General features: G+C 53.0%; 24 protein-coding genes and 1 pseudogene. 8 read left to right on the top strand and 17 right to left on the bottom strand.

Annotation, left to right across the window (positions count from 1 at the left end; translation table 11 throughout):
* The first annotated feature begins 105 nt into the window (after nt 1–105).
* Entirely contained in the window at nt 106–3,384 is a 3,279-nt protein-coding gene (locus DESAC_RS14675; RefSeq protein WP_013707845.1) for a hypothetical protein, read from the top strand.
* Between the two features lie 597 nt (nt 3,385–3,981).
* Complete coding sequence (locus tag DESAC_RS14670; RefSeq protein ID WP_013707844.1) at nt 3,982–4,419, top strand: hypothetical protein; 438 nt, start codon at nt 3,982–3,984, stop codon at nt 4,417–4,419.
* Between the two features lie 39 nt (nt 4,420–4,458).
* Here DESAC_RS14670 and DESAC_RS15520 read toward each other — a convergent pair whose 3' ends face one another.
* Nucleotides 4,459–4,908, bottom strand: coding sequence for a protease inhibitor I42 family protein (locus DESAC_RS15520; protein ID WP_013707843.1), 450 nt, complete (start codon nt 4,906–4,908; stop codon nt 4,459–4,461).
* Nucleotides 4,909–5,360: 452 nt separating this feature from the next.
* Here DESAC_RS15520 and rpsB point away from each other — a divergent pair, with 452 nt between their 5' ends.
* From rpsB to uppS, 5 genes are all read left to right on the top strand, one after another.
* The gene (gene rpsB / locus DESAC_RS14660; RefSeq protein ID WP_013707842.1) at nt 5,361–6,206 is read left to right on the top strand and encodes a 30S ribosomal protein S2; all 846 of its coding nucleotides are present in this window, start codon (nt 5,361–5,363) and stop codon (nt 6,204–6,206) included.
* A gap of 35 nt (nt 6,207–6,241) precedes the next feature.
* Nucleotides 6,242–6,886, top strand: a complete 645-nt coding sequence (tsf, locus tag DESAC_RS14655; protein WP_013707841.1) for a translation elongation factor Ts — start codon at nt 6,242–6,244, stop codon at nt 6,884–6,886.
* Nucleotides 6,887–6,905: 19 nt separating this feature from the next.
* Nucleotides 6,906–7,643 (top strand): UMP kinase, encoded by a 738-nt coding sequence (gene pyrH, locus DESAC_RS14650; protein ID WP_013707840.1) that lies wholly within the window; start codon nt 6,906–6,908, stop codon nt 7,641–7,643.
* On the top strand, nt 7,633–8,190 hold the full coding sequence (gene frr / locus DESAC_RS14645; protein WP_013707839.1) for a ribosome recycling factor: 558 nt from the start codon (nt 7,633–7,635) through the stop codon (nt 8,188–8,190). Before pyrH ends, frr begins: the two co-directional genes overlap by 11 nt.
* Before the next feature lie 256 nt (nt 8,191–8,446).
* Nucleotides 8,447–9,217, top strand: coding sequence for an undecaprenyl pyrophosphate synthase (gene uppS, locus DESAC_RS15945; RefSeq protein WP_013707838.1), 771 nt, complete (start codon nt 8,447–8,449; stop codon nt 9,215–9,217).
* A 79-nt stretch (nt 9,218–9,296) separates the two neighbouring features.
* Here uppS and uvrC read toward each other — a convergent pair.
* The 9 genes and pseudogenes from uvrC to DESAC_RS14600 form a co-directional block, all read right to left on the bottom strand.
* Nucleotides 9,297–11,033: pseudogene (gene uvrC, locus DESAC_RS16700) on the bottom strand (excinuclease ABC subunit UvrC); the annotation flags it as partial.
* Between the two features lie 31 nt (nt 11,034–11,064).
* Nucleotides 11,065–13,998: a DEAD/DEAH box helicase gene (locus tag DESAC_RS14635; RefSeq protein WP_013707836.1), complete on the bottom strand. Its 2,934-nt coding sequence runs from the start codon at nt 13,996–13,998 to the stop codon at nt 11,065–11,067.
* 219 nt (nt 13,999–14,217) lie between these two features.
* The gene (locus tag DESAC_RS14630; RefSeq protein WP_013707835.1) at nt 14,218–15,387 is read right to left on the bottom strand and encodes a hypothetical protein; all 1,170 of its coding nucleotides are present in this window, start codon (nt 15,385–15,387) and stop codon (nt 14,218–14,220) included.
* A gap of 99 nt (nt 15,388–15,486) precedes the next feature.
* Nucleotides 15,487–15,972, bottom strand: a complete 486-nt coding sequence (gene coaD / locus DESAC_RS14625; protein ID WP_013707834.1) for a pantetheine-phosphate adenylyltransferase — start codon at nt 15,970–15,972, stop codon at nt 15,487–15,489.
* A gap of 3 nt (nt 15,973–15,975) precedes the next feature.
* Nucleotides 15,976–16,566 (bottom strand): 16S rRNA (guanine(966)-N(2))-methyltransferase RsmD, encoded by a 591-nt coding sequence (gene rsmD, locus DESAC_RS14620; RefSeq protein WP_013707833.1) that lies wholly within the window; start codon nt 16,564–16,566, stop codon nt 15,976–15,978.
* A gap of 43 nt (nt 16,567–16,609) precedes the next feature.
* Nucleotides 16,610–16,801 (bottom strand): hypothetical protein, encoded by a 192-nt coding sequence (locus DESAC_RS14615; RefSeq protein WP_013707832.1) that lies wholly within the window; start codon nt 16,799–16,801, stop codon nt 16,610–16,612.
* Between the two features lie 53 nt (nt 16,802–16,854).
* Nucleotides 16,855–17,874 (bottom strand): aspartate-semialdehyde dehydrogenase, encoded by a 1,020-nt coding sequence (locus tag DESAC_RS14610; protein ID WP_013707831.1) that lies wholly within the window; start codon nt 17,872–17,874, stop codon nt 16,855–16,857.
* A 38-nt stretch (nt 17,875–17,912) separates the two neighbouring features.
* Entirely contained in the window at nt 17,913–18,980 is a 1,068-nt protein-coding gene (locus DESAC_RS14605) for a 3-isopropylmalate dehydrogenase (protein ID WP_013707830.1), read from the bottom strand.
* A gap of 122 nt (nt 18,981–19,102) precedes the next feature.
* Nucleotides 19,103–19,597, bottom strand: a complete 495-nt coding sequence (locus DESAC_RS14600) for a 3-isopropylmalate dehydratase small subunit (protein ID WP_013707829.1) — start codon at nt 19,595–19,597, stop codon at nt 19,103–19,105.
* Between the two features lie 374 nt (nt 19,598–19,971).
* Here DESAC_RS14600 and DESAC_RS14595 point away from each other — a divergent pair, with 374 nt between their 5' ends.
* Entirely contained in the window at nt 19,972–20,811 is an 840-nt protein-coding gene (locus tag DESAC_RS14595) for a DUF72 domain-containing protein (RefSeq protein ID WP_013707828.1), read from the top strand.
* 66 nt (nt 20,812–20,877) lie between these two features.
* Here the strand turns inward: DESAC_RS14595 and DESAC_RS16850 are convergent, their stop codons facing one another.
* The 7 genes from DESAC_RS16850 to DESAC_RS14560 all read right to left on the bottom strand — a co-directional run bounded on the left by DESAC_RS16850 (nt 20,878) and on the right by DESAC_RS14560 (nt 26,114).
* A complete protein-coding gene (locus DESAC_RS16850; RefSeq protein ID WP_169311553.1) occupies nt 20,878–21,375 on the bottom strand; it encodes a transporter substrate-binding domain-containing protein in 498 nt (165 codons plus the stop codon).
* 94 nt (nt 21,376–21,469) lie between these two features.
* Nucleotides 21,470–22,942 carry a cation:dicarboxylate symporter family transporter gene (locus tag DESAC_RS16845; protein WP_169311552.1) on the bottom strand — a complete coding sequence of 491 codons (1,473 nt, stop codon included), beginning with the start codon at nt 22,940–22,942 and terminating at the stop codon, nt 21,470–21,472.
* Nucleotides 22,872–23,237 (bottom strand): cation:dicarboxylate symporter family transporter, encoded by a 366-nt coding sequence (locus DESAC_RS16840; protein ID WP_041284015.1) that lies wholly within the window; start codon nt 23,235–23,237, stop codon nt 22,872–22,874. Before DESAC_RS16840 ends, DESAC_RS16845 begins: the two co-directional genes overlap by 71 nt.
* Entirely contained in the window at nt 23,227–24,441 is a 1,215-nt protein-coding gene (locus tag DESAC_RS15515; RefSeq protein ID WP_013707827.1) for a histidine phosphatase family protein, read from the bottom strand. The genes DESAC_RS16840 and DESAC_RS15515 overlap by 11 nt, the downstream gene beginning before the upstream one ends.
* Nucleotides 24,442–24,729: 288 nt before the next feature.
* Nucleotides 24,730–25,014, bottom strand: coding sequence for a DUF5666 domain-containing protein (locus DESAC_RS14570; RefSeq protein WP_013707826.1), 285 nt, complete (start codon nt 25,012–25,014; stop codon nt 24,730–24,732).
* 262 nt (nt 25,015–25,276) lie between these two features.
* Nucleotides 25,277–25,711: a Holliday junction resolvase RuvX gene (gene ruvX / locus DESAC_RS14565; RefSeq protein WP_013707825.1), complete on the bottom strand. Its 435-nt coding sequence runs from the start codon at nt 25,709–25,711 to the stop codon at nt 25,277–25,279.
* A gap of 118 nt (nt 25,712–25,829) precedes the next feature.
* Entirely contained in the window at nt 25,830–26,114 is a 285-nt protein-coding gene (locus DESAC_RS14560) for a cupin domain-containing protein (RefSeq protein WP_237671366.1), read from the bottom strand.
* Between the last annotated feature and the right edge of the window lie 18 nt (nt 26,115–26,132).

Here is a 26,132-nt window from a genome sequence, read left to right as displayed (position 1 = left end):
CGCCAAATAAGAGAAGCCTAATAAAGAGATGTCAGTGCTCTTATGGGGAAGTAACAATCATACCAACTAGTTAGAGTGACTGGATTCCTTAAAGGGACTTGCTCTATGAGAACGATGAGGTTTTTGTTCGGTTGCAAAGTTTTCCTTTTGCTGCTCATCTTTTCCCTTCATCATGCCCATGCAGGCCCTTTTGTAGCCTATTCCTTAAAAGAGGCAGAGAGTCTCGTCAAAAAAACCGGTAGAGCGAATACCGATGTCATCGAGCTTGGGGGTATTACCAACCTCGTGGGTATGATCTATGATGAGAAGAGCAATGATTTGATCCTGGTCGGTCAGGTTAATAAGGGAGGCCATAAAGCCAATCTCGATGATTTTGTGGTAGCCTTGCGAGCCCGCTGTCTGGATCAGGTGTGGCCCTCCGTAAGCATTGATAAAACCCCCGACACGCTGAAAACCGCCAAGCAAAAAGTAAGGTTTGAAGGTAAGTTGGCCAATACAAAGTTTGGCAAGGAACTCCTGGAAGCCGACCTAGTCTTAAAAAAATTGGGGCTGGGGCTTATTTCCAGCGATATCTGGGGAGCAAAGTCATATTTCGATATGTCTGTGGACGATGCCCGTCAGCGAGGAGTTGACGAGAATGTCTCCACCCGCTTCTGGTTCCACCCCCTGAATTCCTCTCTGGCCAAAAGAGAGGGGGTATTTGTCATTAAAGATATCCTGATCGGTGTTGTCCCTCAAGTGATGAGCGCTTCTGTCAATGGGAAAAAAGTTGAAGATATCACCGGGTTTCATGACGCCGTCGGTGAACGTTTCGCCGATTTGCTAACCCAAAACTTCCAGGATATCGCTGCCTCACACCCTGAGGTAGGGAAATTGAAGGTCCTTTTTGATCTTGTAGGTTTGGCAGAGGGGGTTCGCTCCCTTGCCCAAAAACCTGATGTAAGCTTCTGGCTTTCGCAATATTCCCCAGACGCGGTTATAACCCCGGAAGACTATGACCTCCTGAAACGGGAAGAGAAGGTGAATTTTGGGAAGCAATCCGTGGTTATGGAAATCGACGGTGGTATTGAAATCAAGGCCTTAATCTCAACCCTCAAAGACGGTGACATCACTGCTCTGAAGGAACTGGTAATACGTTCCAAACCACAAGAGCCTGTCCTATCCTGGAAAGTCCCTTTGGAAGGATGGCAAATGCCCGGATATTCTCAACAGGGAAATATTGGAGTCCCTGATCCACCACATAATATTGGTTGTTCCTTAAACCGCAAATTTTCGATGTCTGACAAGGCCATCTCTGACCTCCCCATTTCTCCCTCCTCCCTCAGCGGTCCCATTCCCAAAGTAGATTTCCATCCTAATCTACCCCCGCAGAATTTTTCCCATAACGTCGGCGGCGTCATGCTGCGCGGAGCGGCGAAGGTTCAGGGTGCTGGCGATGCTAGGGTTAACCTGTCTCAAGGCAACTTCTCCCTCGTCGTGGACGGTGCCAACGCCCAACTTGCCCCTGAGGCCTTCCGTAAATTTATCACTGCCCTTTGGTCGGTCTACTTTACCAATCAGGACCCTGGCATTTCTATCGATCCCATAGCCCCAGGGGAAGAAAAACAACTGGTGCGCTACATCGGTAACGTCATCAACAACGACCTGGGCCGGGTGATGCGGGAAGCCGATTACACCATGAAAAAGTGGGCTGTCGGCACCGAAAAACCCAACCTGCCCAACTTCAAGGATGTGGACGCCCTCACTGCCAGTCACGGCCTGCGTTATCTCGGAGCCAGCCGCCGGTTCTGGTTCGTCCCGGAAGAGATGAAATTCACCCAAGGAGACGGTCTGCTCCTCTTCGCCGATGGCCGCATGACCCTGAAGACCGAATATCGCTTTCAGGATAAGAGCGCCAAAGCCGAACCCGCCGATGAGGCTTTTGCCAAATTCTTCACCGAGCAATACCAACAGATTGCTGCCGCCTACCCGGTCTACCAGGAGCTGTTTGAGTATGCCAAGATGGTGAGTCTGGCCAAGTACTTAAAGGAACAGGGCGTTCCGCTCTTCTGGTTTCTCATGGCCAATAAAGATCTGGTTATGACGGAAGATTCGCCCGGTACTGTCGATGCCCTGGTCAAAGGCTCCCAACATTTTGCAGGGCTCTATCTGGAAGGCGGTGTCGATCTTAAATCCCAGGGAAATTATGTCTACGATCCCCAAGCAGTCCAGGCTATTCAGCGGGCAGTAGCGACACAGACTTCAGGGGGTGGCGAAACTACGATTTCCACCCGGTCCTCCCTTACCGGGACCGACTTCCCGGCCCAACCGGTTTCTTTTGCCGTGGATAAGAAATCCTATACCTCGGTTCCCCAGCATTCCCTTACCAGCGGCCGTGATTGCCGGGGTTTCCGCTATCAGACCGATCTCGCCTTCCGCCAGGGCAATCAGCCGGGTTTAGAACTGGTCCGATACTTCAATCCGCAAAAGCAGGACTCCGGAGAATTCGGCAATGGCTGGCATCTCCTCATACCTTATCGTCTCAAACCCGTCGGTGAAACCAAAACCAACTTTAAGAATCTCAAACTCCCTGAAAAAATGGCATTGGTAAATCTAGTCTCCGGCGATCAGGAAATTCTCACCTTTTCCGATACACGCTATGCCATAGCAGGTTATGTCCCTGATAAACTGGCAGATAGTCAGATAGTCGGCCTCTTTCTCATGACCGATACTTCCTACCGGCTGGCGGATAAATTAGGGAACGAATTTTGGTTTGATCAGGCCGGCTTTCTCACCGATATGATCTTCTCTCGAGAGCATCGCTTCCACCTGGATTATGTGCGTAATACTAAGGACCTGCTAAATTACGCAGCCTATGATTTAAAGCCGGAAGGTGCGGACAAAGTGGAAATAGCCAGCCTGTATCTGCCTCGGCGGCTGCGCATCACCGACCGGCACACCGGCGACAGCGACGTCTTTACCTTTAATGATGCCCTAGGCAGAGTGGGCTATTACCCCTCCCGACCTGAGGGCAGATATCGACTCTTGGCCCTGATGAATAACGCCACCTTCCGGTTGGAACTCCAGGATGAGACGCAGATTCCCTTCGACCGGGCCGGCAGATTTAACGGACAGCTAACCCTGCCGGAACACCCGCTGGTGAAAACGATTTCGTGGGGCAACCAGAAGATCATATTTGATTATACCTTTGGACTAGACGGTCAGGCCCTGATTGCCCGTGCTCTTCTAATGCAACCCGGTGATCAGGCCCAACCGGCCTGTCTGGCCCGATACAGCTATGATGAGGCCGGCCGGTTAGCCAAAGTCTCTAGTCCGGATACCTCACGAGCGGCAAGATTCCCAGCCGATAGCCGGATCCAGAGAATTGCCCTGAACCACTATTAATCTCGATATCATCAGAGCTTAAAAAAAGGCAGACGCTACCTATCAACCAGGGGTGCCTGTCTTTTTTTGTCCTTAATGCCAATGTCGGACTGTCCTGCAACCCATTATGACCATAACAATTTAATTCTACTAGTCGGGTTTATTCATGATATTTTGAAAAAGATAGCTAACTCATTTTAATGCCATGGATTAACAGGCTTACCTGAAATACAGACTGTTTTTTTGCACAGGCTGGAAAGCCTGTGCCACCGGGTATATGGGATTTTGGTGAATTATCCGGGCTAGATGTATTTGCCAGAAAACAGAAACCGGAAACGATGTTACAGGTTTTCCAAACAGAGTTGGAGGTAAATCTCTATCATCCGGCGGGAGCTTGGAAACAAGAGGTCTCTCGGCAATTTCCTTGCCGGTATTATTAGGCATTATACATTTTTATTTGCGGAAAAAATGCCGATAAGTTTTTTAGCTGGCGCCGGGAGTTTCCAGTCGGTCAGAAAGCAACCCTGGCGCCGGCTAGCAAGCCTAGGCTATCAGTTAATGATTTTCATAGTTTGAGGGTGATTTAAAAATAATAGGGTTTAATTAGGAGGCATAACCTTGAGCGTCAAGATTTATCGTCCAGGCGGACGTGTGGACTATAGCAATCTGCCGATAAAGGTGAGAATCGAATTTCTAGATGGTACCCATATGGTCGGAACGATCAATATTCACTCGAAATATATCGGCCAGGAGGGTGAGGCAGATGACTTTGAAGGGTTTGCAAGTATGAACAGTCCAAAATATAAATTCCGCCGCACCAGCGATTATTTAAGGGACTGTAATCAAAATGAAAGTATGCTCACGGTTTACAACGCCTCGTATGGTGGATGGGACAACAAGACCTGCTTTGTGTTCCTGCATAGTGTAAAATTTATCAGTGAGGAGAAGATGCCCGAGAAGAAGGTGGAGGAGACGGACCAATACCCGGAAAACGAATCATCCCAGGAGCGGAGAAGCTTTTCTTTGCGGGAAAAATTGAAAGATTTTAACGATTAGTACCCTGTTTAAGAGAATCTCCAGGTCTCTCAGCCGTTATTAGCGGATTATGATCCGGTGGTGTAGTTCCTGGGCGATCTGCTTTTCAAAGGGGCGCTGGTAATGGAGGATGATAGTGGTAGAACCGGTTTTGAGGGGTAGGAACTCAAACATCTCTCTCCCCGGAGCGCCTGGAAGAACCTTGTCCGGTTTCTGGTACCGATGGCTCTTCAATTGCAGAAAATCCTTATCATAAGAGGCAATTTTCCAACCGTAGCCGGTCGAGGGGTTGGATGGCAGGGTGACGCAGAACTCTTTCAACAGGATAACCGTCTGGCTTGTCTGAGTCGGTTGGGGTGATTTAGCCGCCTCCGGTTCCGAGGATGGTTGGCCTTCCTCAATAAGTTCGCCGTCTAGTAAACGGGGCCTGGGTTTGTCGGCATGAACCGATGAACTCCAGCAAGATAGAATAGTAATGATGATGATGAGGACGTAGAAACTGGACGCCATAAATTTAACCTCAAAAGGCCGTTCTTTGACCTGACCACTCGACAGTGGATACTTTCTCTGCAAGCTACCAATTCCCGGTTAGCCAATCTCCGGCCAGCAATAATTTTCATTGTTCAAGGGTGACCCGCGGGTAATGGCAATTACCGTGAATATCTCCCGACTGTCGGGGCATGGGTGACCTGGCCCTTATCAGACATGCCCCTCCCGCTCCATGGTTTTTTGCAACTGTCTCAAATTATGCCGGTTCAGGCACAATTGTCAAGGACCAGAGGCTGTTTCCGATAAATATGCTCCTAAATGACCGAAGAGAATTTTTTATTGCCAATATTCTTAATTGTATGATAAAAATATTTGTTTAAATACTCACGTCCTGGTAGGCCGGGCTAGTGCTTGCCTGGCAGGTGATTCCGGTGGCAGCCGGGGCGGCGGACAAACTAGCAAAGGAGTTTAGCATGTCTTCAGTTACTATGAAGGAATTATTGGAAGCGGGCGTCCATTTCGGGCATCAGACCCGACGTTGGAACCCCAAGATGAAGCCCTATATTTTCGGGGCGCGCAACGGCATCTATATTATCGACCTGCAAAAAACCGTCCAGCTCTTCAAAGTTGCCTTTGACTTCGTTACCGAAAGGGTTGCCAGCGGCGGCAAGATGTTGTTTGTCGGGACTAAAAAACAGGCGCAGGACGCCATTTTTGAGGAGGCCAACCGCTGCGGCATGTTTTTCGTCAACCATCGTTGGTTGGGTGGGATGCTCACCAACTTTCAGACCATTAAAAAGTCCATCGACCGCCTCAAAAATTTCGAGCAGATGAAGGAAGATGGCAGCATTAAGCGATTTCCCAAGAAAGAAATCTTAACCATGGAAAAAAAGGCCGCCAAGTTGGATAAGTCTCTGGGCGGTATTAAAAATATGAACGGGTTGCCTGATGCTGTTTTTGTGGTTGATCCTCACAAAGAAAATATCGCCGTTCAGGAAGCCCGTAAAATGCAGATTCCGGTGGTTGCCATTGTCGACAGCAACTGTGATCCTACAGAGATTGACTATGTCATTCCCGGCAACGACGACGCCATCCGCGCTATCCGCTTGATCACTTCCCGAATCGCCAATGCCTGTCTTGAAGGTCAAAAACTACGAGCCGAGCGTCTGCAGGCCGAAAGTGATAAAGAGGCGGCAGCAATGGCGGCCGAGGAAGAGCCGGAGCGGGTGGCGGTTGCGGTTGCCGCCGAGGAGTTGGAGTTGCCAGGTGAACTTGCTGCCGAAGAACCTGAGTCTGCTGAGGAAGAATATACGGCTTAGGGCGTTGCATTAAGCTAAAGGGTCGCATCGGGATTATGGAAAGACCCGCGCCTGGCCTGGAAGTATTAGAGGAGGAAAGTGTTTTGGAAATATCTGCAGCAAAAGTAAAGGAACTGCGCGACAAAACCAACGCCGGTATGATGGATTGCAAAAAAGCGTTGAAAGAGACCAATGGCGATCTGGAAAAAGCCATCGTCTATCTGCGGGAAAAAGGTCTGGCCGTGGCTCGCAAGCGAGCAGATCGGGTGGCCAGTGAAGGTGTTGTCCAGGCATATATCCACACCGGGGGCAAGTTGGGGGTGATGTTGGAAGTGAACTGCGAGACCGACTTTGTCGCCAAGACTCCGGAATTCAATGAATTTGCCAAGAATCTGGCTATGCAGGTTGCCGCTGCCAATCCTTTGGCGATCGGTCGGGAAGATCTTGACGCGGAGGTTATAGCAAAAGAGAAGGCCATTCTCCTGGCTCAGGCCCGGGAATCCGGCAAGCCGGAGAATATCCTCGAAAAAATGGTGGAAGGCCGTCTCAATAAATTTTATTCCGAAACCTGCCTGCTCGAACAGCCCTATGTGAAGAATCCGGACATCCAAGTACAAGATTATCTCAATGAAATGCGGGCCAAGACCGGCGAAAACGTGATTATCCGGCGTTTTATCCGCTATCAATTAGGAGCCGCTTAAAAACGGCTGGGCATCGGACGTGGAATCGGGATCACTAAAGTATCAACGCATCCTCCTGAAGCTGAGTGGCGAGGCCATGGCTGGAGAGCAGAAGTTCGGTCTCTGTCCGAAAACCGTGCGCGCCGTGGCTCGGGAAATCAAGGATGTCTGGGAACTGCAGATTCAGATCGGCGTGGTCATCGGCGGCGGCAATATCTTCCGAGGGGTAGCAGCCAGCGCCCAGGAGATGGATCGGGCCCAGGCCGATTATATGGGCATGTTGGCCACTGTCATCAACTCCCTGGCCTTGCAGGACGCCTTAGAGAAAGAAGGGGTGCCGGCTCGAGTTATGTCGGCTATTTCTATGCGTCAGGTAGCTGAACCTTATATCCGCCGCCGGGCTATCCGGCACATGGAGAAAGGGCGGGTAGCCATCTTTGCGGCCGGCACCGGCAACCCCTTCTTTACTACTGATACTGCTGCGGCCCTGCGGGCCACCGAAATCGGCGCTCAGGCATTGCTCAAAGGCACCAAAGTGGATGGAGTATATGACCGTGATCCTTTAATGGATCCTGAGGCAGAAAAATATGAGCGTCTGGAGTATCTGGACGTCGTCCAACGCGGCCTTAAGGTCATGGACACCACGGCGGTCACCATGGCGCTGGAGCAGCATCTGCCCATTATTGTCTTCAAGCTCATGGAGCCTGGGAATATGAAACGACTAGTCCAGGGCGAGAAAATCGGTACCGTGGTGGAAGGGAGCATTCATGAAAGCTGAAATAATCAAAGAAATGCAGAGAAAAATGGACCGAGCCCTGGAGGTGTTAAGACAGGATTTTTCCCGTATACGGACTGGCAGAGCCTCCGTGGCTCTCCTGGAAGGCATCAAAATGGAGGCCTACGGCGCCACCATGCCTATCAGTCAGGTAGCTTCGCTGGCGGCGCCGGAGCCCCGCCTGCTCACCATCCAACCCTGGGACTCCTCCTTGATGAGCGATCTGGAAAAGGCGTTGCTCAAATCTGATCTAGGCCTGACGCCCAGCAACGACGGCAAGATCATTCGCATCCCGATCCCGCCCTTGACCACCGAGCGACGGAAGGAGTTGGTGAAAACCACCAAAAAAATGACCGAAGAAAGCAAAGTGGCCCTGCGCAATCTCCGTCGGGAGGCCAACGAACTGCTGAAAGAACTCAAAAAAGAGAAGCAGATTTCTGAAGACGAGGTCTTCAAGGCCCAGGAAGAAGTACAAAAAGCTACCGATGATTATATTAAGAAGGCCGACGGCTTGGCCGCCGAAAAAGAAAAGGAGATTATGTCTTTTTAATGTTATAGATCGGTAGCGCAGACCTCCAGGTCTGCGTCATGAGGAAGCCATCATGAACCCGGATTTGGAGATTTATGCTTTTTGGTGCGAGCGATAAACCGATTTCATTGTTTGCTGCCGCTTTTGACAGAATGACAATCAGTTGCAAGTAGTATAAAAAAGATCGAGCAACCTGCTTGCCGTTAATATCATTTTCGCATTTTGGTCAGTGCTCTCTAAAACTAAAGACAAAAAACCGGAAACTGAAAACTCTCCTATGATATCGCAGCTTCGCCAGCAGTTGGATAAGGCGCGGCTTCCCCGCCATGTCGCCATTATTATGGATGGCAATGGCCGTTGGGCTCAGAAACGGGGTTTTAGTCGTGTGCGCGGCCATCAAGAGGGGGCCGAATCGGTCCGGGAAATAGTGCGGATCAGCCGGAATCTAGGATTAGGCTATCTGACTCTTTATGCCTTTTCAGAGGAAAACTGGCAGCGTCCGCCGAAGGAAGTTCAGGCTTTAATGCATCTGTTGACTCACTATCTGCAGCGGGAACTGGCGGAGCTGCGCGCCCAGAATATCGCCTTTCGGGCTATCGGCGATCTCTCCCAACTACCTTCAAAGGTTAGATCGCTGCTGGATACCGCCGCCAAAAGCACTATTCATCCGGCCATGACGCTGACCTTGGCCCTGAGTTATGGCGCCCGTAGCGAGATCGTCCAGGCGGCCCGGCGGCTGAGTGAGCAGGTGCGGCGGGGCGAGATGCAGCCGGCAGATATTAACGGCGAAGTATTTGCCAGATCTCTTTATACCGGCGACATGCCCGATCCGGATCTTCTGATCCGCACCAGCGGAGAATATCGCATCAGCAATTTCCTCCTCTGGCAGCTTGCCTATACCGAATTGTATTTTACTGAGACTCTCTGGCCGGACTTTCGAGAAGAGGAGTTCCTCCAGGCGCTTCTGGACTATCAGCAGCGCCTACGCCGTTTTGGCCTGACTCAGGAGCAGATTGAGGCTCAGGAGTTGCGTGTCCCTCATTATTAAGGAGGCGGTGCAGGTCTTCGGCCACTGATCGGGGCAGGTTAGGCATATTGATCAGCTCCGCTAATGGAGCCCGGTGCAGGGAGGCTATGTCAGGGAAACGTTGCATCAAGCGTTGACGGCGTTTGGGGCCTAATCCCGGAATTTGGTCCAGCACCGAGTGCAGGGCCTGTTCCCGGGCCTTTTTACGGTGGAAGCTGATGGCAAAACGGTGGGCTTCGTCCCTCAGGCGCATGAGTAGAAACAAGGCCGGGGAATTGGGTGGCAGAAATAATGGATTTTTCCGACCCGGCAGATAGATCCGATCCCGCACGGCTCGTCCATCAGCCAGAATGCCAGCCTTCGCTAAGCCGATGACCGGCAGTCGATCGGCAATTCCGATATCCTCCAAGGTCTTTCCCACCACCGACAACTGACCCAGGCCGCCGTCAATTACCAGCAGGTCCGGCAGGGCCGAATCGCCTGCGGTAAATTGGCGGCGAACGGTCTCTGCCAGCATCGCCGGATCATCCTGGCCAACAACGTCTCTGATGCGAAAGCGGCGATAGGCCGATTTGTCCGGTTGATTATCCCAGAAAACTACCATGGCTCCCACCGGTTGGCTGCCCTGCAGATGTGAGATGTCCAAACAGGCCAGCCTTCGTGGTGGCGCCCCTAACTTAAGGCGCTCCTGTAACTCCACCGCCGGATCAATCTGAGGGCCGAGGCTGAGTTGCCGTTTTAAGGCGGCCATGGCGTTATCCTGAGCCAGGTCCAGCAACTGCCGCCGCGGACCCTGCCGAGGGAAGAGCAGGCGGACGTTGGCGCCTTTTTGCTCTTTCAGGAGGTCCTCTAGAACCTCTTTATCTTCCAGATTCAGGGGAGAGAGGACCTCGTCCGGGACGAAACGGTCGGGACTATAGTATTGTTTCAAAAAGGCCTCGAGTAGATCGGCGTCGTCTTCCTGCACTTTTTTGAAAAAATAGGGCAGGCTCCCGGTGACCATGCCGCGGCGTACAAGGAGAACCACTACCATGACGGTTTCTTCTTCTCGAGCCAATCCGAGGACGTCTTGATCCTTCGTACTCGGATTTTGTACCACCTGTTGAGCCAGGGTGCGCTCCAGCAGTGCCAGCCGGTCCCGGAGACTGGCCGCCTCTTCGTAGCGCAGTTCTGCAGCCGCCTGATGCATTTTTACCGTCAGCTCCTGACGCAGTTTCCTGCCCTGGCCTTGGAGGAATAACAAGGCTTCCTGGGCCGCCTGGTGATAATCGGCCAGGGAGACCAAGCCACAGCATGGCGCCAGACATTGCCCCATTTGGTAGTTCAGACAGGGGCGGATCCGTTTAGGAATACCCCGATCCTTGCAACTGCGCAGGCGAAAAACCTTTTTCATAAATTTGAGCAGCTCGCGCACCGCTGCGCTGGAGGTATAGGGGCCGAAATAGCGGGCTCCATCCGGCGCAAAACGTCGCACTAGCCGCAATCTTGGGACCTCTTCTCTGATATCCAGACGTAGACAGAGAAAATTTTTATCATCTCGCAGGTTGATATTGTAGCGGGGGCGGTGCTGCTTGATCAGGTTGCGCTCGAGGATAAGGGCCTCGCGCTCAGTCGCCGTTACCAAAAAATCCACCAGGACGATATGCTCCAACAAGGCGGCGGTCTTAAGGCCCGGTTGGTCACGCAGATAGGACTGGAGGCGATTTTTCAGATTGACGGCTTTGCCCACATAGAGCACCTCTTCCCGAGCGCCTTTAAAGAGATATACGCCGCAACCGGAAGGTATATGCGGTAAGGCTGCAGCCAAGGCTGGACACAGGGGATGGTGATTGGGCATGGTTCAGTTTAAAAAGTTTCCAGTTTCCAGGTTAGTGAGCTTCATGCTTATTGAAAAGTCGGTCGGCGCTCCAGTTTACCGGTGCTTGCACCAAAGCCCCCTGACGATGCTGATAGAGCAGATAACCGCGATGCGCCCCGAATTCGAAGAGGCGGGCGGTCAGTTCGACATCCCGGCGGCAGTAGGCAACAAGTTCTTCCAGACGCCCTTCTTTGAATAATTTCAGAGCCAGGAGGCCATCACCGGATTTGGCGGCGCCTAACGTCTTTTCGGCCAAATGTCCCAAGGATAATCTGTGGCCTAGGAGTGTCTGCATCTCTTCGAAGATATCTAAAGTCGGCAGGCCGAAGAGATCGATATCGGTGTATGGCTGCAGCACCCGGTAGTCAAAGCGTTTGAGGTTAAAGCCTACCACCAGCTCTGCTTCCTGCAGACGTCGGCAGAGGTTATCCACCTGCGGTTCATAGAAAATTTCATACCTTTCCTGCGACAGATCAGCCAGCACCGCTACTGACAGGCGCATCCGCGAGCACCTGGACCAGCCGCCCACTTCCTCCGCCGACAATTGGGTTTCAATGTCCAACACGGCAATCCGGCGTGCCGCTCCCCAGGGCAGGGAACAGCTAGGGCCACCGGATTCTCTCATGGGTTGTATGACTATTTCTTCAGATGGAGGTTCCGGACCTTCTGGTCTTGATTGTAAACCTAACAGCAGTTCGGCTATCTGGACAGCCGCAGCTTTGTCCAGCGGTTTGTTGCCCGCACCGCATTTAGGCGAGTGGATGCAGGAGGGGCAGCCGTCTTCACACTGGCAGGAAGCGATCATCTCCCGGGTTTTGGCCAGGAGCGGTTCAGCCATTTCATAGGCCCGGGCCGCCAGGCCGACCCCTCCTGGATAGCCGTCGTAGATAAACACAGCCGCTTTTCCCAGTTGAACATGCAAGGGATGGGAGATGCCGCCGATGTCATAGCGATCGGCCAGGGCAAAGAGCGGAAACATACTGATGAGGGCGTGTTCCAGGGCATGAATGCCCCCCATAAAATGCCGGCCGGCATCGGCGACGGCGTTCTTAATCACGTCGGAAATCTCCAGCCACATGCCGACGGTCTCGAAAATCTGGGGCGGCAACTCCAGGGGGACGATGCCGAGCAACTCTTGCCCCACCAGGCGGCGTTTTTCATAGGCCAGAATTCTTTGGGTTACCTTGAGGCGGCCTAGATGGACGGTAAAGGCGGCTGAGGAGCGGCTGCCGAATTCCTCCAGGATCTCCGTCTCCTTTTCAGTCTGAATCCGGGTGAAGTACTGCGGCTCCACCGGTTTCACCCAAACGTTGCGCCGTTCCAGATCAAGCTTCTCTACCAGGTAGGAAGTGGCTTTGTGGAGGTAGATCGCCCCCGGGTGGCACTCCGTTAAAGCCCGATGGCCATCGATGGCGCCGATGGCGCGTCGGCTCCCCACCTTAAAGATCGCCAGGCTCTGGCCTATGCCCCGAATGTTTACCTCTTTCTGGGGAAAGCGGGCGCTGGCATACCAGGCTTCGCCGTCGGCGGCCCGCAGCAGCCGTCTTTCCTGCTCCAGGGTGGCAATCAGCTCCCCGGCGGCCGCCAGATCAAAAACGCTTTCGGTGGCCCGCTTAAGTGGCAGCTCCTGGGCGGCGCACGGGAGATGGGCCCTTACCACATATGGATTATGGGGATCTAGGACCGCAGCCTCGAAATGTCGGGAAAAAAATTCCGCCGGATGTACCATGAAATACTGATCCAGGGCGTCTGGTTGGGCCACCAGGAGCACCAGTGAGTCCTGTCCCCAGCGGCCTACCCGACCGCTGCGTTGCCAGGCGGTCACCATAGTGCCGGGGTAGCCCACCAGGATACAGACGTCCAGACCGCCGATATCAATGCCCATCTCGAGAGCGCTGGTGGAAATAACGCCCAACATCTTGCCATGAGCCAGACGTTGTTCGATTTCGCGGCGCTCCTCCGGGAGAAATCCCGCCCGGTAGGAACTGATCAATTTTTTTAAATCGGGCGCCTGCCGCAAGGCCCACAGATGCATGAGTTCGGTGATCTTCCGCGCCTGGGTAAAACAGATAGTGGCCAGACCCTGTCGCAGGGAATGCACAAAAAGCCGGGCGGCCAGGGCGGCGGAACTGCTGTCGGGATTGATAAATAAAAAATGCCTCCCAGACAAGGGCGCCCCGGATTCGCTGATTACCTCCACCTCCTGGCCGGTGAGTTTGACTGCCAGTTCTTCCGGGTTGGCAATGGTGGCGGAAGCCAGGATGTACTGCGGGTTGGAGCCGTAATAGCGGCAGATTCGAGCCAGCCGCCTGAGCACTTGGGCCATGTGGCTGCCTAAGATGCCCTTATAGGTATGGACTTCATCAATGATCACAAACTTCAGGCGAGAAAAGAAACCCCGCCAGGATTCATGATAGGGCAGCAGCGCCAGGTGCAGCATATCGGGGTTGCTGATCAAGATTTGCGGAGGGTTCAGACGCAGTTGCTTCCGAACTTCCGGCGGGGTATCGCCGTCATAAATGGCGGCCGTAAAGGCTGGGGCCGGAAGAGCGGCCTTAAATTCCTCCAGGGTCTTAAGCTGGTCCTGCTCCAGGGCCTTCAGAGGAAAAAGATAAAGGGCGCAACTGTTCGGTTTTTGTAACAGCGTTGCCACTACCGGAAGATTGTAGATCAACGTCTTGCCGCTGGCAGTGGGGGTGGCTACCAGGATATGTTTGCCGATCCGCAACCGGTCCAGGGCCACACTCTGATGGTGATAGAGCTGTTCGATTCCCTGGGCGGCTAATGCCGACCGGAGCTGAGGCGAGAGATTGACCGGCGGTTCTCCATACCTGGCTGCTTGGGCGGTTAAATGATGATAATGGCTGATAAGCGGCGAAACTTCGGGAGAGGAGCGCAGTTCAGCAATAAATGCCGCAAGCTTGGGGTTGTTGTTTGCCGCCATCGGGGAAGGAGATCTGATCAGTTTTTCGTTTCCGGTTTTTGACTGCCGATAGACAATTTTCCACCCTTATCGGTCGGTTCGTCCAGGTTTTAAGAAGTTGATGGCGTGTGTGCCACTACCGCACATAGTGCGCACAAAATAAATAAATCTGGGCGGCCAGGTGTAATTTTTCCTGGCCTCCGCAGAAGAGGTCATATTTTCGAGAAAGACCGGCTTAGTTTATTTCGTGCCGCAGTCGAAGTGGGGCCAATCCTTGGTGTTGTAAACATGGGTCCATTCCTGGGGGATACGATAGCCGGCCTGTTTGGCCGCTTGAAAAACCCAGGCCGGGAGGTTGCGGGCGTCCAGGCGGTGGAGGCCATCCCGGTTGTTCTGCCGCAGAGAGCCGCTGATGGGATTGGGTATCCCGTCTACCAGGCCTTTAAAATTGAAATCATTGATGTCTAGAGCGCAGCCAAGGCGGTGGTTGGAAAATTTGGCATGGCGGCCATGGTGGATGTCGGCCATGCTGTTATACGTCAGCCGGACAACCTTACCGTTCAGATCGGCCCCGTAGGTGTCGGGATAGGTCAGCCCCTCTACCGTCACCGGTCCCGTGAAGGCGCTGGCGGCATAGGTGTCTTCTCCACCTCGAACTACCAGTATCGGTATACGCTTGGCCGGCTCGTAGGCCCCTTCCCGATAGATATATTCCAGCAGGAGAGCCGCTAACGGCGCGTGCAGGCTGTTGACCTCAAAAGATATGCTTGCCGTGCGGTATCGGTCCTTGGCGTTGATATCTTTGAGATTGCCGGCAAACAGCACCTGTCCGGACGGGCGCGGCATCGTCTGGGCTATCTCCTGCCAGGTGCTGGCAAAACCGGCAAAGGTGGCCACCGACCGGGCCTGGCTGGGTGCCCACACCGGAACTAGGAGACTGACGCCGACGGGGGTGCCGTCCGGCCATTTCTGCCGCCGCAGATACTCCCAGGAAACCTCGCCGCCATTAGTGGCTATCAGATCCAGGCTGCGCTCCCGCATCTCTATCATTCGTATCAGGTTGAGGGCTTGACGGGCCTGGGCAACCTTTTCCCGGTAATCCTGGTCTCTCTCCTCTTGGGTCATATCAGGTTCATAACGTAAAGCGAGCGTTTGCAGGAGAGCGGCCAAGGCGGGCGCCTGGGCGGGATGAACCAGACGGGGCGATGGCCCCGGCGTGATGGGTGGCGGAGGGGGCAGATGCACCACCGGCGGCGGTGGCGCCACCCGGGGTTGACATCCCCAGAAGACCAGGCAAAGACCGACCATCCAGGCCAAGCGGAGGAAAATCAGAGGTACGGGAATCAAACGAAGCATGATCTCATTGTACGGGAAGGTTGGGGGGCTGTCAACGATGGGTTTATCTGCCAATTTAATTTTCCAGGAAGTAAATCTGGTCCCCCAAAAAAATCAGGCAGGATGTTTAAAGACCATCCTGCCTCAGAGAATGCTGACGCGCCATCCGGTGAATTACTCCAGGCCGAACTTTTCCCTCAGACGTTGGAAGACCACCGGGGGTACGATATCCTGAACGACGCCACCCAGACTGACGGCTTCTTTGAGTATGGAGGAACTCAGAAAGACCCACTTAAGGCTGGTCATGAGAAACACGGTTTCGATTTCCGGGGCCAGCCGGCGGTTCATGAGGGCAAGCTGAAATTCATAATCGAAATCGCTGACGGCCCTCAGACCTCGCAAAATGACGTTGGTTCCTTGCTGTCGGACGTAATCCACTAACAGACCGGTAAAATGATCGATCTTGACTCGGGGATGCTCATTGAGCACCTCTCGGATCAATTCTACCCGTTCTTCGATAGTAAACAGAGGTTGTTTAATCGGATTAACGGCGATAGCGACGATAATTTCGTCGAAGACTTTCAGACCCCGATTGATCAGGTCCAGATGACCATTCGTGATCGGATCAAAAGAACCGGGGTAAATGGCGATTTTCCCCATTCGTTAATTATCTCCTTGCTCCTCCGGAAGGTCGGAGGATTCATTAGACCGGGATGCATAGAAGGATATCAGCGTGCCGCCGTAGCGCCGTTGATCCATATATACTAAGGATCGGTAGGTTTCCTCCAGGTCCTCCTGCCGGCTGTGTTCAACAATCACCCGGCCTGTGGGAGCGACGATGCCGGTAGTTGCCAATTGCATGAGAGTGGCCGCAGCCATTCCCCGGCCGTAAGGGGGATCAAGGAAGACAAGGTCGAAACACCTACCTTGACCTGCCAATTTCGGTAAGGCCCTGGCCACCGACAGCGGCAGGACGCTACTTACTTGGTCCAGGCCGCAGAGTATCAGATTGCGGCGCAGGATTTGCAGCGAAATACGATGATTTTCCACAAAGACGGCATCTCCGGCACCCCGACTGAGGGCCTCGATCCCCAGAGCCCCGGCGCCGGCAAACAGATCCAATACCCGGGCTCCTAAAATTACCGGCCCGAGGATATTAAAAACCGCCTCTCGGACCCGATCAGCGGTGGGCCGCATCGGGCCTCTCACGCGGGCCAGCCGGCGGCCCTTGAGCCGTCCAGCGATAATCCGCACGTTTTATCCTATCCCGGCCTGGAAAAATGGAAAGCCAACATCCCTATCCGCCTCCATCCGGGAGCAGGAGCAACTCCGCCTCTTGCTGCCTTAGATAATAAGATTCTACATCGGAGAGTATTCTGTCGGCCGCCTTTAAGGCCTGCTGCGGCTGATAGGGGGCGATAGCAAGCAGCAGACGGCAAATCTTGGCGTGGGCCGTAATTCCGCCCCGCTTAGGCTGAGGCAGAGGCATCAGTTGCACCTAAATTATTCTTAGTACGGTTATTACAGCCGTTGGGCAAGCCCCTACAGGTATTTTTCTGCCAATATTTCGGCGATCTGTACGGCATTCGTGGCCGCACCCTTGCGGATATTGTCAGCTACGATCCATAAAACGATGCCGTTCTCTACGCTGGTGTCCTGGCGGATGCGGCCCACCAACGTGAGGTCTTGTCCGGCGGCGTCCAGGGGCATAGGGTAGAGCCGGTTGGCGGGATCATCCACCACCTTGACGCCGGGCGCCTGAGCCAACAGGGCGCGGACGTCATCAGGGCTAATCTTCCTTTCGGTTTCGATATTGACGGCTTCGGAATGGCCGTAGAAGACCGGTACCCGCGCTGTGGTGGCGCAGACCCGGATGGAGTCGTCCCCCATGATCTTTTTGGTCTCGTTCACCATCTTCATCTCTTCTTTGGTAAAGCCGTTTTCTAAAAAGACGTCGATGTGAGGGAAGACATTAAAGGCAATGCGGTAAGGATATACTTTTGCCTCGGCTTCCTGACCGCTCAACAGGGCCCTGACCTGGGCGGCCAGTTCCGTAACGGCCTTCTGGCCGGTGCCGGAAACCGCCTGGTAGGTGGAGACTACCACTCGTTTGAGGCGCGCCGCATCGTGGATGGGTTTCAAGGCCACCACCATTTGAATAGTGGAACAATTCGGGTTGGCGATGATGCCGCGGTTTTTATAGAGGGCGATATCGTCGGGGTTGACCTCCGGGACCACCAACGGGATGTCCGGCTCCATCCTGAAGGCGCTGGAATTATCTACCACCACGGCACCGGAGGCAGCGGCGATAGGGCCGTATTTCAGGCTGACCGACCCGCCGGCGGAGAAGAGGGCGATGTCGATGCCGACGAAAGAATTCTCGTTCAGGACCTCGACAGGTATTTCCTGGCCGTGGAAGGAAACGGATTTGCCCAGAGACCGCTCCGAGGCCAGGGGCCGGAGCAGTTCCACTGGAAAATTCCGTTCTTCCAAACACTGCACCATTTGTGTGCCTACAGCGCCGGTGGCACCGGCAACGGCGACGTTAAATTTTCGTGCCATAACTCTTCTGCTCCAAACTCTTCAGGTTGAGAAAAGACCTATTTCAGATTATCGATGGCGTATTGCGCCACCAGGTCGCCCACTTCGCTGGTGCTGTAGCCCATTTTTCCGGCCTGGAGGCTTTTCAGGTGCTTGGCACAGACGGTTTTGATGGCCTCCTCAATGGCGGCGGCGGCCTTAACTTCGCCTAAGTGGTCTAATAACATCTGGGCGGCGGCAATGGCGGCCAGGGGGTTGATGATATTTTTACCGGTGTATTTCGGGGCCGAACCGCCGATAGGTTCAAACATGGAAACACCCTCAGGGTTGATATTGCCGCCGGCGGCGATGCCCATGCCACCTTGAATCATGGCGCCCAGGTCGGTGATGATATCGCCAAACATATTGTCGGTAACCAAAACGTCGAACCACTCCGGATTTTTTACCATCCACATGCAGGTGGCGTCCACATGAGCATAATCGGTGGCTATATCCGGGTAGGATTGGGCCATGGCATGGAAGGCCCGTTCCCAGAGATCAAAGGCGAAGGTGAGGACATTGGTCTTGCCCACCAGGGTTAGTTTCTTGTTCTTGTTGCGTTTCCGGGTCAGTTCGAAGGCGTACTTCAGGCAGCGGTCAACGCCTTTGCGGGTGTTGATGGACTCCTGTACCGCCACCTCATCCGGGGTACCGTACTTCAGGACACCGCCGGCCCCGGCATACAAACCCTCGGTGTTCTCCCGCACTACCACAAAGTTGATGTCCTCCGGGCCCTTGTCCCGCAAAGGGGTATAGACGCCGGGATAGAGGATGACCGGACGTAAATTGATATATTGATCGAGTTCGAAACGCAGGCGCAACAGCAGACCTTTTTCCAGGATGCCAGGCTTGACGTCGGGGTGGCCGATGGCGCCCAGATAGATGGAGCGGAAGCCTCGCAGTTCCTTTAGCACACTGTCGGGCAGGATCTCGCCTGTGCGTTTGTAACGTTCGCCGCCAAGATCATAGTGGATGAATTCGAATTTCAGTCCGGCGGGGCCGGCAATAGCGTTGAGCACCTTGATGCCTTCGGCAACTACTTCCGGGCCGGTGCCGTCTCCCGGAAGTACGGCGATCTTATGAGTCATGAAGCACAACCTCTCTTGGGAAATTAAATTTTATGAGATTACCGCCATTCAGCCACAATTGGGTCGCCTATAAGACCTAACACGGCGCCGCGGCAGGGGGAAAAAACTATCTGGCGGAAAGTTCATTTTTTTAACTTTTTCATGATGTGCGAGATGAGACCGCCATCGGCAATAAGCTGCTGCATAAAGGGAGGCAACGGTTGGGATGGATAGGTCTTGCCGGTAGTCAGATCGGTGATGATGCCAGAATCCAGGTCAACGCTGACGTCATGGCCCGCCTGAATTTCCTGGGCCGCGGCGGCGGATTCAAAGATGGGCAGCCCCATATTAAAGGCATTGCGGTAAAAAATCCGGGCAAAGCTGCCGGCGATAACGCCGGAGAGACCGGCAGCCTTGAGGGCAATGGGAGCATGCTCGCGGGAAGAACCGCAGCCGAAATTCTTGCCGGCAATAATAAAATCCCCCACCTGCGCCTGCTTCACGAACTCGGGGTCGGCATCTTCCATGGCATGTTTGGCCAACTCCTGGGAATCCGAGGTGTTCAGATACCGGGCGGGGATGATGGCATCAGTGTCGATATCGTTCCCGAATTTATGAGCTTTTCCTCTTAAGTGCATACCATGAACCTCTAGTGCAAAAGAGTAACCGATAGCATATAATTTATTAAAATTAGTAAATTAACCTAAACTTTGGGCTATGTCAAATGGAAAACTCTTCATGCCAGGATGCTATAAAAGTCGGTCAAACGAGAATTTTACGGATTACTAAGTTGTTTGGGGCGAATCTTGTTTTTGCTCCAAGCAACTTATTTTCTGACAGAATATGGTTTCGTTTCAGTCACCTGAAGTGTTACCATTATATTGGCGGGAGCTTTTGAGTGGCGAGCTATGAATCCGAGGAGAATTAGTCAGTTTTCAAGAAATGAGTATAGGTCTGGCATTAGGCGCAGAAGGAACTTTATGCCGCAGCAATACCCAAAGGTTGCTCCACTATGATCCGCATCGGACCGGCGGGTTGGGATTACCAGGACTGGCAGGGGGTGGTCTACCCGCCCCGGGTGCAGGGAACGGATCGGCTCGCCTTCCTGATCCGGTTATTTCCAGTAATTGAGATCAATGTCACCTTTTACCGGCCTATTTCAGCTACCCTGGCCCGCCGTTGGGCCGAGACGGTGAGTGAGCGGCCGGACTTTCGGTTTACGGCCAAGCTCTTCCGGGGGTTTACCCATGAGCGCACCGCCGCTGCCTGGAGAGAGGAGGCCTCGGTAAAGGCAGGATTGGAGCATCTGCTGGCGGCGGGGAAGTTGGGAGCTCTTCTGGCCCAGTTTCCCTATTCGTTTCATCATACCGCCAATAATCTGGCCTACCTGGTGGCGTTGCGGGAGCGGTTCGGGGAATTTCCCCTGGCGGTAGAGGTGCGGCACCGGTCCTGGCAGCAGACGGCGGTGCGGCAGTTTCTGGCAGATCTGGGATTGGCCTTCTGTAATATCGATCAGCCCCAGGTATCATATGCCTTGGGTGAGACGGACTGGGTAAGCGGGGAGTTCGCCTACCTGCGGTTGCACGGCCGCAATCGCCAGGCCTGGTTCGCCCACATGGACGACCCGACGGCCCGGTATAATTATTACTACAGTGCCCATGAGATGGATGAAGTGGCGGAGCGGGCCCGCCGGTTGGCGGAGCAGGCTGCGGAGACCTATTTGATTTTTAATAATCATCCCCAGGGTCAGGGGGTAGCCAATGCCCTCGAGCTGCAGCAGCGCCTGATAGAGGAACGGCCGGTTCTACCGGAGTGTTTGAAAAAAGCCTTTCCCCGGTTAGCGTATCTGTAGATGGGGTTCTGGTTTACGATCTAGCCGAACCCGAAAAATTTGCCTGATGACCCTTTATAACTCGGTTCATTTAACCCAGTGGAGAACATTGCGGATAATGGACCAGCGGCGGGTTTGACGTAAAGGGGTTTTTCCCAAAATCCAATAGGAAAATTGTTCCTGGGCTGCGCCGCTGGTTTTTTGAAGGCGGATCCATTGGTTGAGGTATGACAAGAACTCGTAATCACCTTTGGTGATGGCCACGGGATAGGCCAGATCGTAACGAAACATCAGGGGCTGGGGCGTAGCCACTCCGAATTTCGGGTCCAGTAAAGCCCAGGCTTTGCCGATTTTATCAGTGGTCAATAAGGCGTCGGCAACATTGGCCTGGGTGAAAAAATCTTTGATAGAAGCCAGTTCAACCAGTTGGGCCTGGGGGAAATATTTTTTTATCTTAAGTCTCTCGACTTGGGTGTTGGCCGGAGTCACAGCAATCTTCAATTGAGGAATTTTTCTGATGGTTTCTCGTTGGTGAAAATCTTTCTTGCGGTAATCCAGGACGATGAAGGCTGCGTTCATATCCATATAAGTGCACATGTTCTGCCGAACACAACGAAGCATGAAAACAGAATCGTGGCGGCTGCTCACAATAATGTTTTTGCTGCTCACGGCTCACGGCTCACGGCTCACGGCTCACTGTTTTTATACAAGGGTCTGTGAAGTCTATACTCCCCAAATTCTCTGCGGTGATAGGGACCGCGGACATGACAATATCGCATATTCCCCTTTCGAGATAGCGGCTCATGCTTTTATCATCAACTGGGATAAACTCAAGGGTGACCTTTAGATCTCGAGCTAATTGGTGGGCAAAGAAGATATCGTAGCCTACCAGTTCGCCTCTCTGGTTGAAAAACCCAAAAGGCAGAGCTTCGGCATTATAGCCCACCTTTAAGACCCCGCGTTGTTTGATGCGGGGCAAAATATCTTCGGCCTCGGTGCCGAGGGGAGGCTGCCCCGGCTCCAGGACCGGGGGAGAGCGCAAAACTGTCGCTGGAACTGCGTCGGGGATTTCCATGCTTAATAGCACTACATCCTCATGATAGACATTCCTCACGACATATCCCAAGCCCACAGTGGCCACAGCCAGGCAGATGGTTGTCAGAAGCACGTTGGCAAGCAGGGCCGTCAGGATTTTCTTGAAGTTAAAGGTAAACTTATAGGTTATCAGGGAGGTCAAAATCAAAGTCACGGTCAAAAAACTCATAGCCTGGACCAGGACTTTGAATTTCCGGGTGAAGACATCGGAAATAATATAGAGGTCAAAATAGGAGCCGGGCATTTTCAGATAATCCAATAAGAACGGCACTGCAATTTTAGGGGAGCCGAATAGGCTCAAAATGCCTGCCACGGAGAGATCAAGATGTTGCAATAAACCTATAGGTTGGTTCACTGACCAGGCTACGAAGACGATAAAGAAAAGGTCCAAAAGCCGTCCTATGCTAGGGAAACAGTATGCCAGGGGCAACACCGAATCTATGATGCTGGAGGTTTTTTGGGGCTCCTGAGAGGTCTTCTCTGTACTGTATTTTTGCAATAACTCTATTGACTTGCTCGATATCAAGGGCAGGATCACAAAATTGTTGCCGGTGGCAAAACCCAGGATAAGGGCATCTTTGGAACAATTGATGATCTCCCGGTAGGTGAAATTGGTAAAGCACATAATGATGGCAGGTAAGATGGCAAAAGTGAAGAGCAATGCCAGGAAGATATAACACACAAAATATACCTGAAGCCGCTGCAACTCTTCGATGGTTAGGGTGCCGGTCGCCACTGCGGCTAGGGCAAAGACGCCCAACGGGGCGATCTTAATGATCATTTGGGTGACCCGGGACAGGGCCTGGGCCAAGATGGAGAACACGTTTAGAAACGTCTCTTTCTTATCGATGCTATTAAGGGCAAAGCCGAGGAAGACACTGAAGACCACGATGGCCGGAATGGTTCCATGAGCCAGAGCTTCAAAGATGTTGGCAGGAATATAGATCTGGAGGAAATCTACTTTTTTGGGTGGCATGACATCCGCTTCACTGAAAAAAACGGAGGTCTCTACATGGGGAAAGGACAAGGGGAAGACAAAGATAACTACCAGACCCACCGTCCATAAGGAACAGGAACAATTTGATCCCCTTAGTGGCGATAAGCTGGGCGTCGGATTTGGTAAGTCTGCCCAACCCATGGATCAGGGAGATTACAATATAGGGCAGTACAGCCATCTGCAGCAATTGGATAAAGGCCTTGCCGATGAAGTTTAGCGGGAGGACAATTTCCCCAAAAAACAGGCCGACCACTATTCCTAGGATAAGGCTGAAAATAATGTAAGAGGACAGGCTGATTTTGGTCAAACGGAACCACAAAGCATACAACCCTACGGCTATTGGATTACTTTGCATGAGGTTCACCAGATAATGGCAGTTGCTCCAGCATTTCGGGATCTGGGGATTTTTCCACCAAAAAACCGCTCACGGACTGTAAGGTGGCGTGGTAAAAGCCGGGGGATGCTGGCGGGTAGGTTTTCTTCGCCATCCCTTGGTAATTCAGTCCGATGGGGGCTTGAAACGTCTTGGGGCCGAAGGCCACCACACAGGGCGTGGAGCCAACGAGCAGCCCCACCGGCGTGCCGGACTCCAGGATGATGGGAACGTCAATCTCCGGGGTAATGCTGCCTTCATCCACGTCGGCCTTGAAACTGACCCGCAAGCATTGCTCGTTCCAGGTAAAGGATATCCAGGCATATGGCCGCTCAGCATCCCCGGCCTTGATTTGGTAACGGTATAACAGGGAACCGGATCGCGCCGTCGTATTTATCTTCACCACGGCGTTGGGATGTTTCTTCAAGTAGCTCAGGGTTGTGAGATGATAACCAAAGCAGAAACCCCCCAGGCGTAATACTGGGACGGTCTCGTCATTGAAATTGGAAAAATCGCCCTTAATTTTGGCGTCCAAGGAGAATTGCCAGCGCGGCGCCGGGGTTTTTTTGCCGGCCGCGGGGTCAGGTAGATTTATCCTATAGACCTGTTTGAAGCTCACCTCGGCCTTATCCCGGGCGTTTGGCGCCGCCACGGACTGGTAGGAGTCGCCGAACAGCAGATATTGGGGTAGATTATGAAAGGAGAGCAATCTGCCGTTTTCTGGAGCATAAGTAAAAATATAGATGCGGTCATAGGTTTCATGAGGCCAGATGCGGGGTCTGAGGTCGGGGACCCCCAATGCCTGGGCCAATTCATCGACATCCATGTGCTGCATACAAATCAAGACGGATTTACCGTCATATTGCCGCTGTTCCTTCAGCCATTGTACCAATGTATCAGTTTGGCCGTAGGTGAATTGGGTAATCACTGGCAGGCCCAGTGCTTGGGCCAGAGGTTCAACGGTTTCTAAACAGCGCCGGGAGTGTTTTTGAGGGGTAGGACTCTGGGCAATGATTCCTGCGGGTCGGCCAAACTCCAAAACCCGGGGATCGGATTGAAAAAGTTCGACTAACGCCAAAGCTCGGGTGCGGCCCTTCGGGCTAAGATGGACCGTGTGGCGGGTTTGATACTTCTCCGCGTGGCGGATGACGATGACTTGGGCCGGCATGGCCTGAGCCCAAGTCACCCACCCGCCTATAAGGCCGAAAGCGATACTGATCCTTAAGCAACATCGCAGTAATAATCGATCTCTCCACATAGCTATGGTTTTACCTCTAACAGCCGCACCAAAAAACAGGCAAACCACTCCGTCGTTGGCCAAACCTAGCCGAGGATATTGTATCCTTGTTCTTAGTGGGGTTAAAGTTTTTTCCGCAATTTTAAAACTGCCCCGCTACAGAATCGCAAAAGACCTCTGGAGATTAAAGCTGATCTCCCCTAAGCAACGTTGAGCAGACGGCGAACCTTTTCTTGACTATTTGCCTCCACGTTTGGTTTCGATCTCATGGGCAATGAATTTTCCTTCGTAATTAATCCCATCTACCTTCACGTACGAACCAACCGCCGCGGGTCCATGCTCAAAATCCAGTTTCGTATCCTGGGTTACCTGTACGGCCTTACCGTCGACAATCCATTCGCCGATGGAACCACTGGCGGGTAACTTTTGAACTGTTCCGTAGAATTCCCGGTCGGCCCATGCCTGGGTTAGAAGGGCAAAAACCATGAGGACGGCAAATAGTAAGGTCATTGACTTCCGCATAAGTATCTCCTTTCTTTAAAGCATCTGTTCCAATTATTGAGGTGTCCTCATCCGGGAAGTTTTACTAACTAGAATAATTGAGTGAAGATCAATTATCGTATGCGCTTTGCTCCGGGACAAGTTACCCTTCTCTATTTATCGGTTATTTGATCTGAAAAGATAACCTTATTTGATCAAAAAAAGACTTTATGAGGTAAAAGATCTCAAACAGGGGCAGAATGACTGCTGGGCAGTACTAATGGGTGTGACTCATGGTCTTGGACTAACGCTCTTTTTCTGCCTGCGTCTGTCGTCGGTTGTCCAAGAAGGCCTGTAAAATCAGTCCGGCAGCCAGTTTGTCGATTACCTGACGCCGTTTGCGGCGGCTCAGGTCAGCCTGGAGCAGCACCCGTTCCGCTTGCAGGGTGGTCAGCCGCTCATCCCAGGTATGCACCGGAATGTGCAAATGCTCCCGTAGCTCCGCGGCCCAGGCCAGGGCCTCTTCGGCGCCTTCCCCCAACCTTCCGTCTAAATGACGGGGCAGGCCGATGACAATCTCCTGCACCTCATATTTCTTCACTAGCTCCAAGACCCGGGCCAGATCCCGTGCTCGACCGGCGCGATGAATCACGGTCAGACCCTGGGCCGTCCAACCCAGGGCATCGCTTAAGGCGATACCGATGCGTTTGCTCCCCAGGTCGAGGCCTAATATTCTCACCTGTTCTGCCAAGGTTCTAGGCTATATCCCCCATTAGCCAGAAGGCGGGAGGCACTTCGCTTACCCGATATAAGGTCCTACGGTTCTTAAATATTGTAATAGTCATAAGTTGTATGGCTTAGGTGTCTTTTTTGGCACGGTTCGGATAATGCAAAGCCAGCCAGACCGTAGGTTGCCGGGGATCGGTCCATTCCACCCGATGGCGGCAGTGTGCCGGAATATGAAGGTAGTCTCCCGGCTGCATATTGTATGCTTCGGTTTTATGTTCAAACAAAAGCATGGCGCCGCCGGTAAGGAGCAGCACCCATTCCTCTTCGTCCTGGTCGTACCACTCCCCTAATGGCGTCGCCTGGCCGGTGGAGACGATCCGTTCCAACCGGAAGGACTCGTTTTTTAATATCATCTCAATAATTTCATCTGG

The sequence above is a fragment of the Desulfobacca acetoxidans DSM 11109 genome, assembly GCF_000195295.1.
Classification (GTDB): Bacteria; Desulfobacterota; Desulfobaccia; order Desulfobaccales; family Desulfobaccaceae; genus Desulfobacca; species Desulfobacca acetoxidans.
The sequence above is the reverse complement of the archived record's forward strand: the minus strand, read 5'-3'. Positions and strand labels throughout refer to the sequence as shown.

What these genes read in the sequence shown, in the direction of transcription:
- DESAC_RS16850 (WP_169311553.1), bottom strand. Translation starts at nt 21,375, where the DNA reads ATGGATATGAACGCAGCCTTCATCGTCCTGGATTACCGCAAGAAAGAT.
- frr (WP_013707839.1), top strand. Translation starts at nt 7,633, where the DNA reads ATGAAAGCTGAAATAATCAAAGAAATGCAGAGAAAAATGGACCGAGCC.
- uppS (WP_013707838.1), top strand. Translation starts at nt 8,447, where the DNA reads ATGATATCGCAGCTTCGCCAGCAGTTGGATAAGGCGCGGCTTCCCCGC.
- DESAC_RS14615 (WP_013707832.1), bottom strand. Translation starts at nt 16,801, where the DNA reads ATGCCTCTGCCTCAGCCTAAGCGGGGCGGAATTACGGCCCACGCCAAG.
- DESAC_RS14605 (WP_013707830.1), bottom strand. Translation starts at nt 18,980, where the DNA reads ATGACTCATAAGATCGCCGTACTTCCGGGAGACGGCACCGGCCCGGAA.
- tsf (WP_013707841.1), top strand. Translation starts at nt 6,242, where the DNA reads ATGGAAAGACCCGCGCCTGGCCTGGAAGTATTAGAGGAGGAAAGTGTT.
- DESAC_RS15520 (WP_013707843.1), bottom strand. Translation starts at nt 4,908, where the DNA reads ATGGCGTCCAGTTTCTACGTCCTCATCATCATCATTACTATTCTATCT.
- DESAC_RS14675 (WP_013707845.1), top strand. Translation starts at nt 106, where the DNA reads ATGAGAACGATGAGGTTTTTGTTCGGTTGCAAAGTTTTCCTTTTGCTG.
- DESAC_RS14635 (WP_013707836.1), bottom strand. Translation starts at nt 13,998, where the DNA reads ATGGCGGCAAACAACAACCCCAAGCTTGCGGCATTTATTGCTGAACTG.
- rpsB (WP_013707842.1), top strand. Translation starts at nt 5,361, where the DNA reads ATGTCTTCAGTTACTATGAAGGAATTATTGGAAGCGGGCGTCCATTTC.
- coaD (WP_013707834.1), bottom strand. Translation starts at nt 15,972, where the DNA reads ATGGGGAAAATCGCCATTTACCCCGGTTCTTTTGATCCGATCACGAAT.
- DESAC_RS14560 (WP_237671366.1), bottom strand. Translation starts at nt 26,114, where the DNA reads ATGATATTAAAAAACGAGTCCTTCCGGTTGGAACGGATCGTCTCCACC.
- DESAC_RS14570 (WP_013707826.1), bottom strand. Translation starts at nt 25,014, where the DNA reads ATGCGGAAGTCAATGACCTTACTATTTGCCGTCCTCATGGTTTTTGCC.
- DESAC_RS14600 (WP_013707829.1), bottom strand. Translation starts at nt 19,597, where the DNA reads ATGCACTTAAGAGGAAAAGCTCATAAATTCGGGAACGATATCGACACT.
- DESAC_RS14610 (WP_013707831.1), bottom strand. Translation starts at nt 17,874, where the DNA reads ATGGCACGAAAATTTAACGTCGCCGTTGCCGGTGCCACCGGCGCTGTA.
- DESAC_RS14595 (WP_013707828.1), top strand. Translation starts at nt 19,972, where the DNA reads ATGATCCGCATCGGACCGGCGGGTTGGGATTACCAGGACTGGCAGGGG.
- DESAC_RS16840 (WP_041284015.1), bottom strand. Translation starts at nt 23,237, where the DNA reads ATGCAAAGTAATCCAATAGCCGTAGGGTTGTATGCTTTGTGGTTCCGT.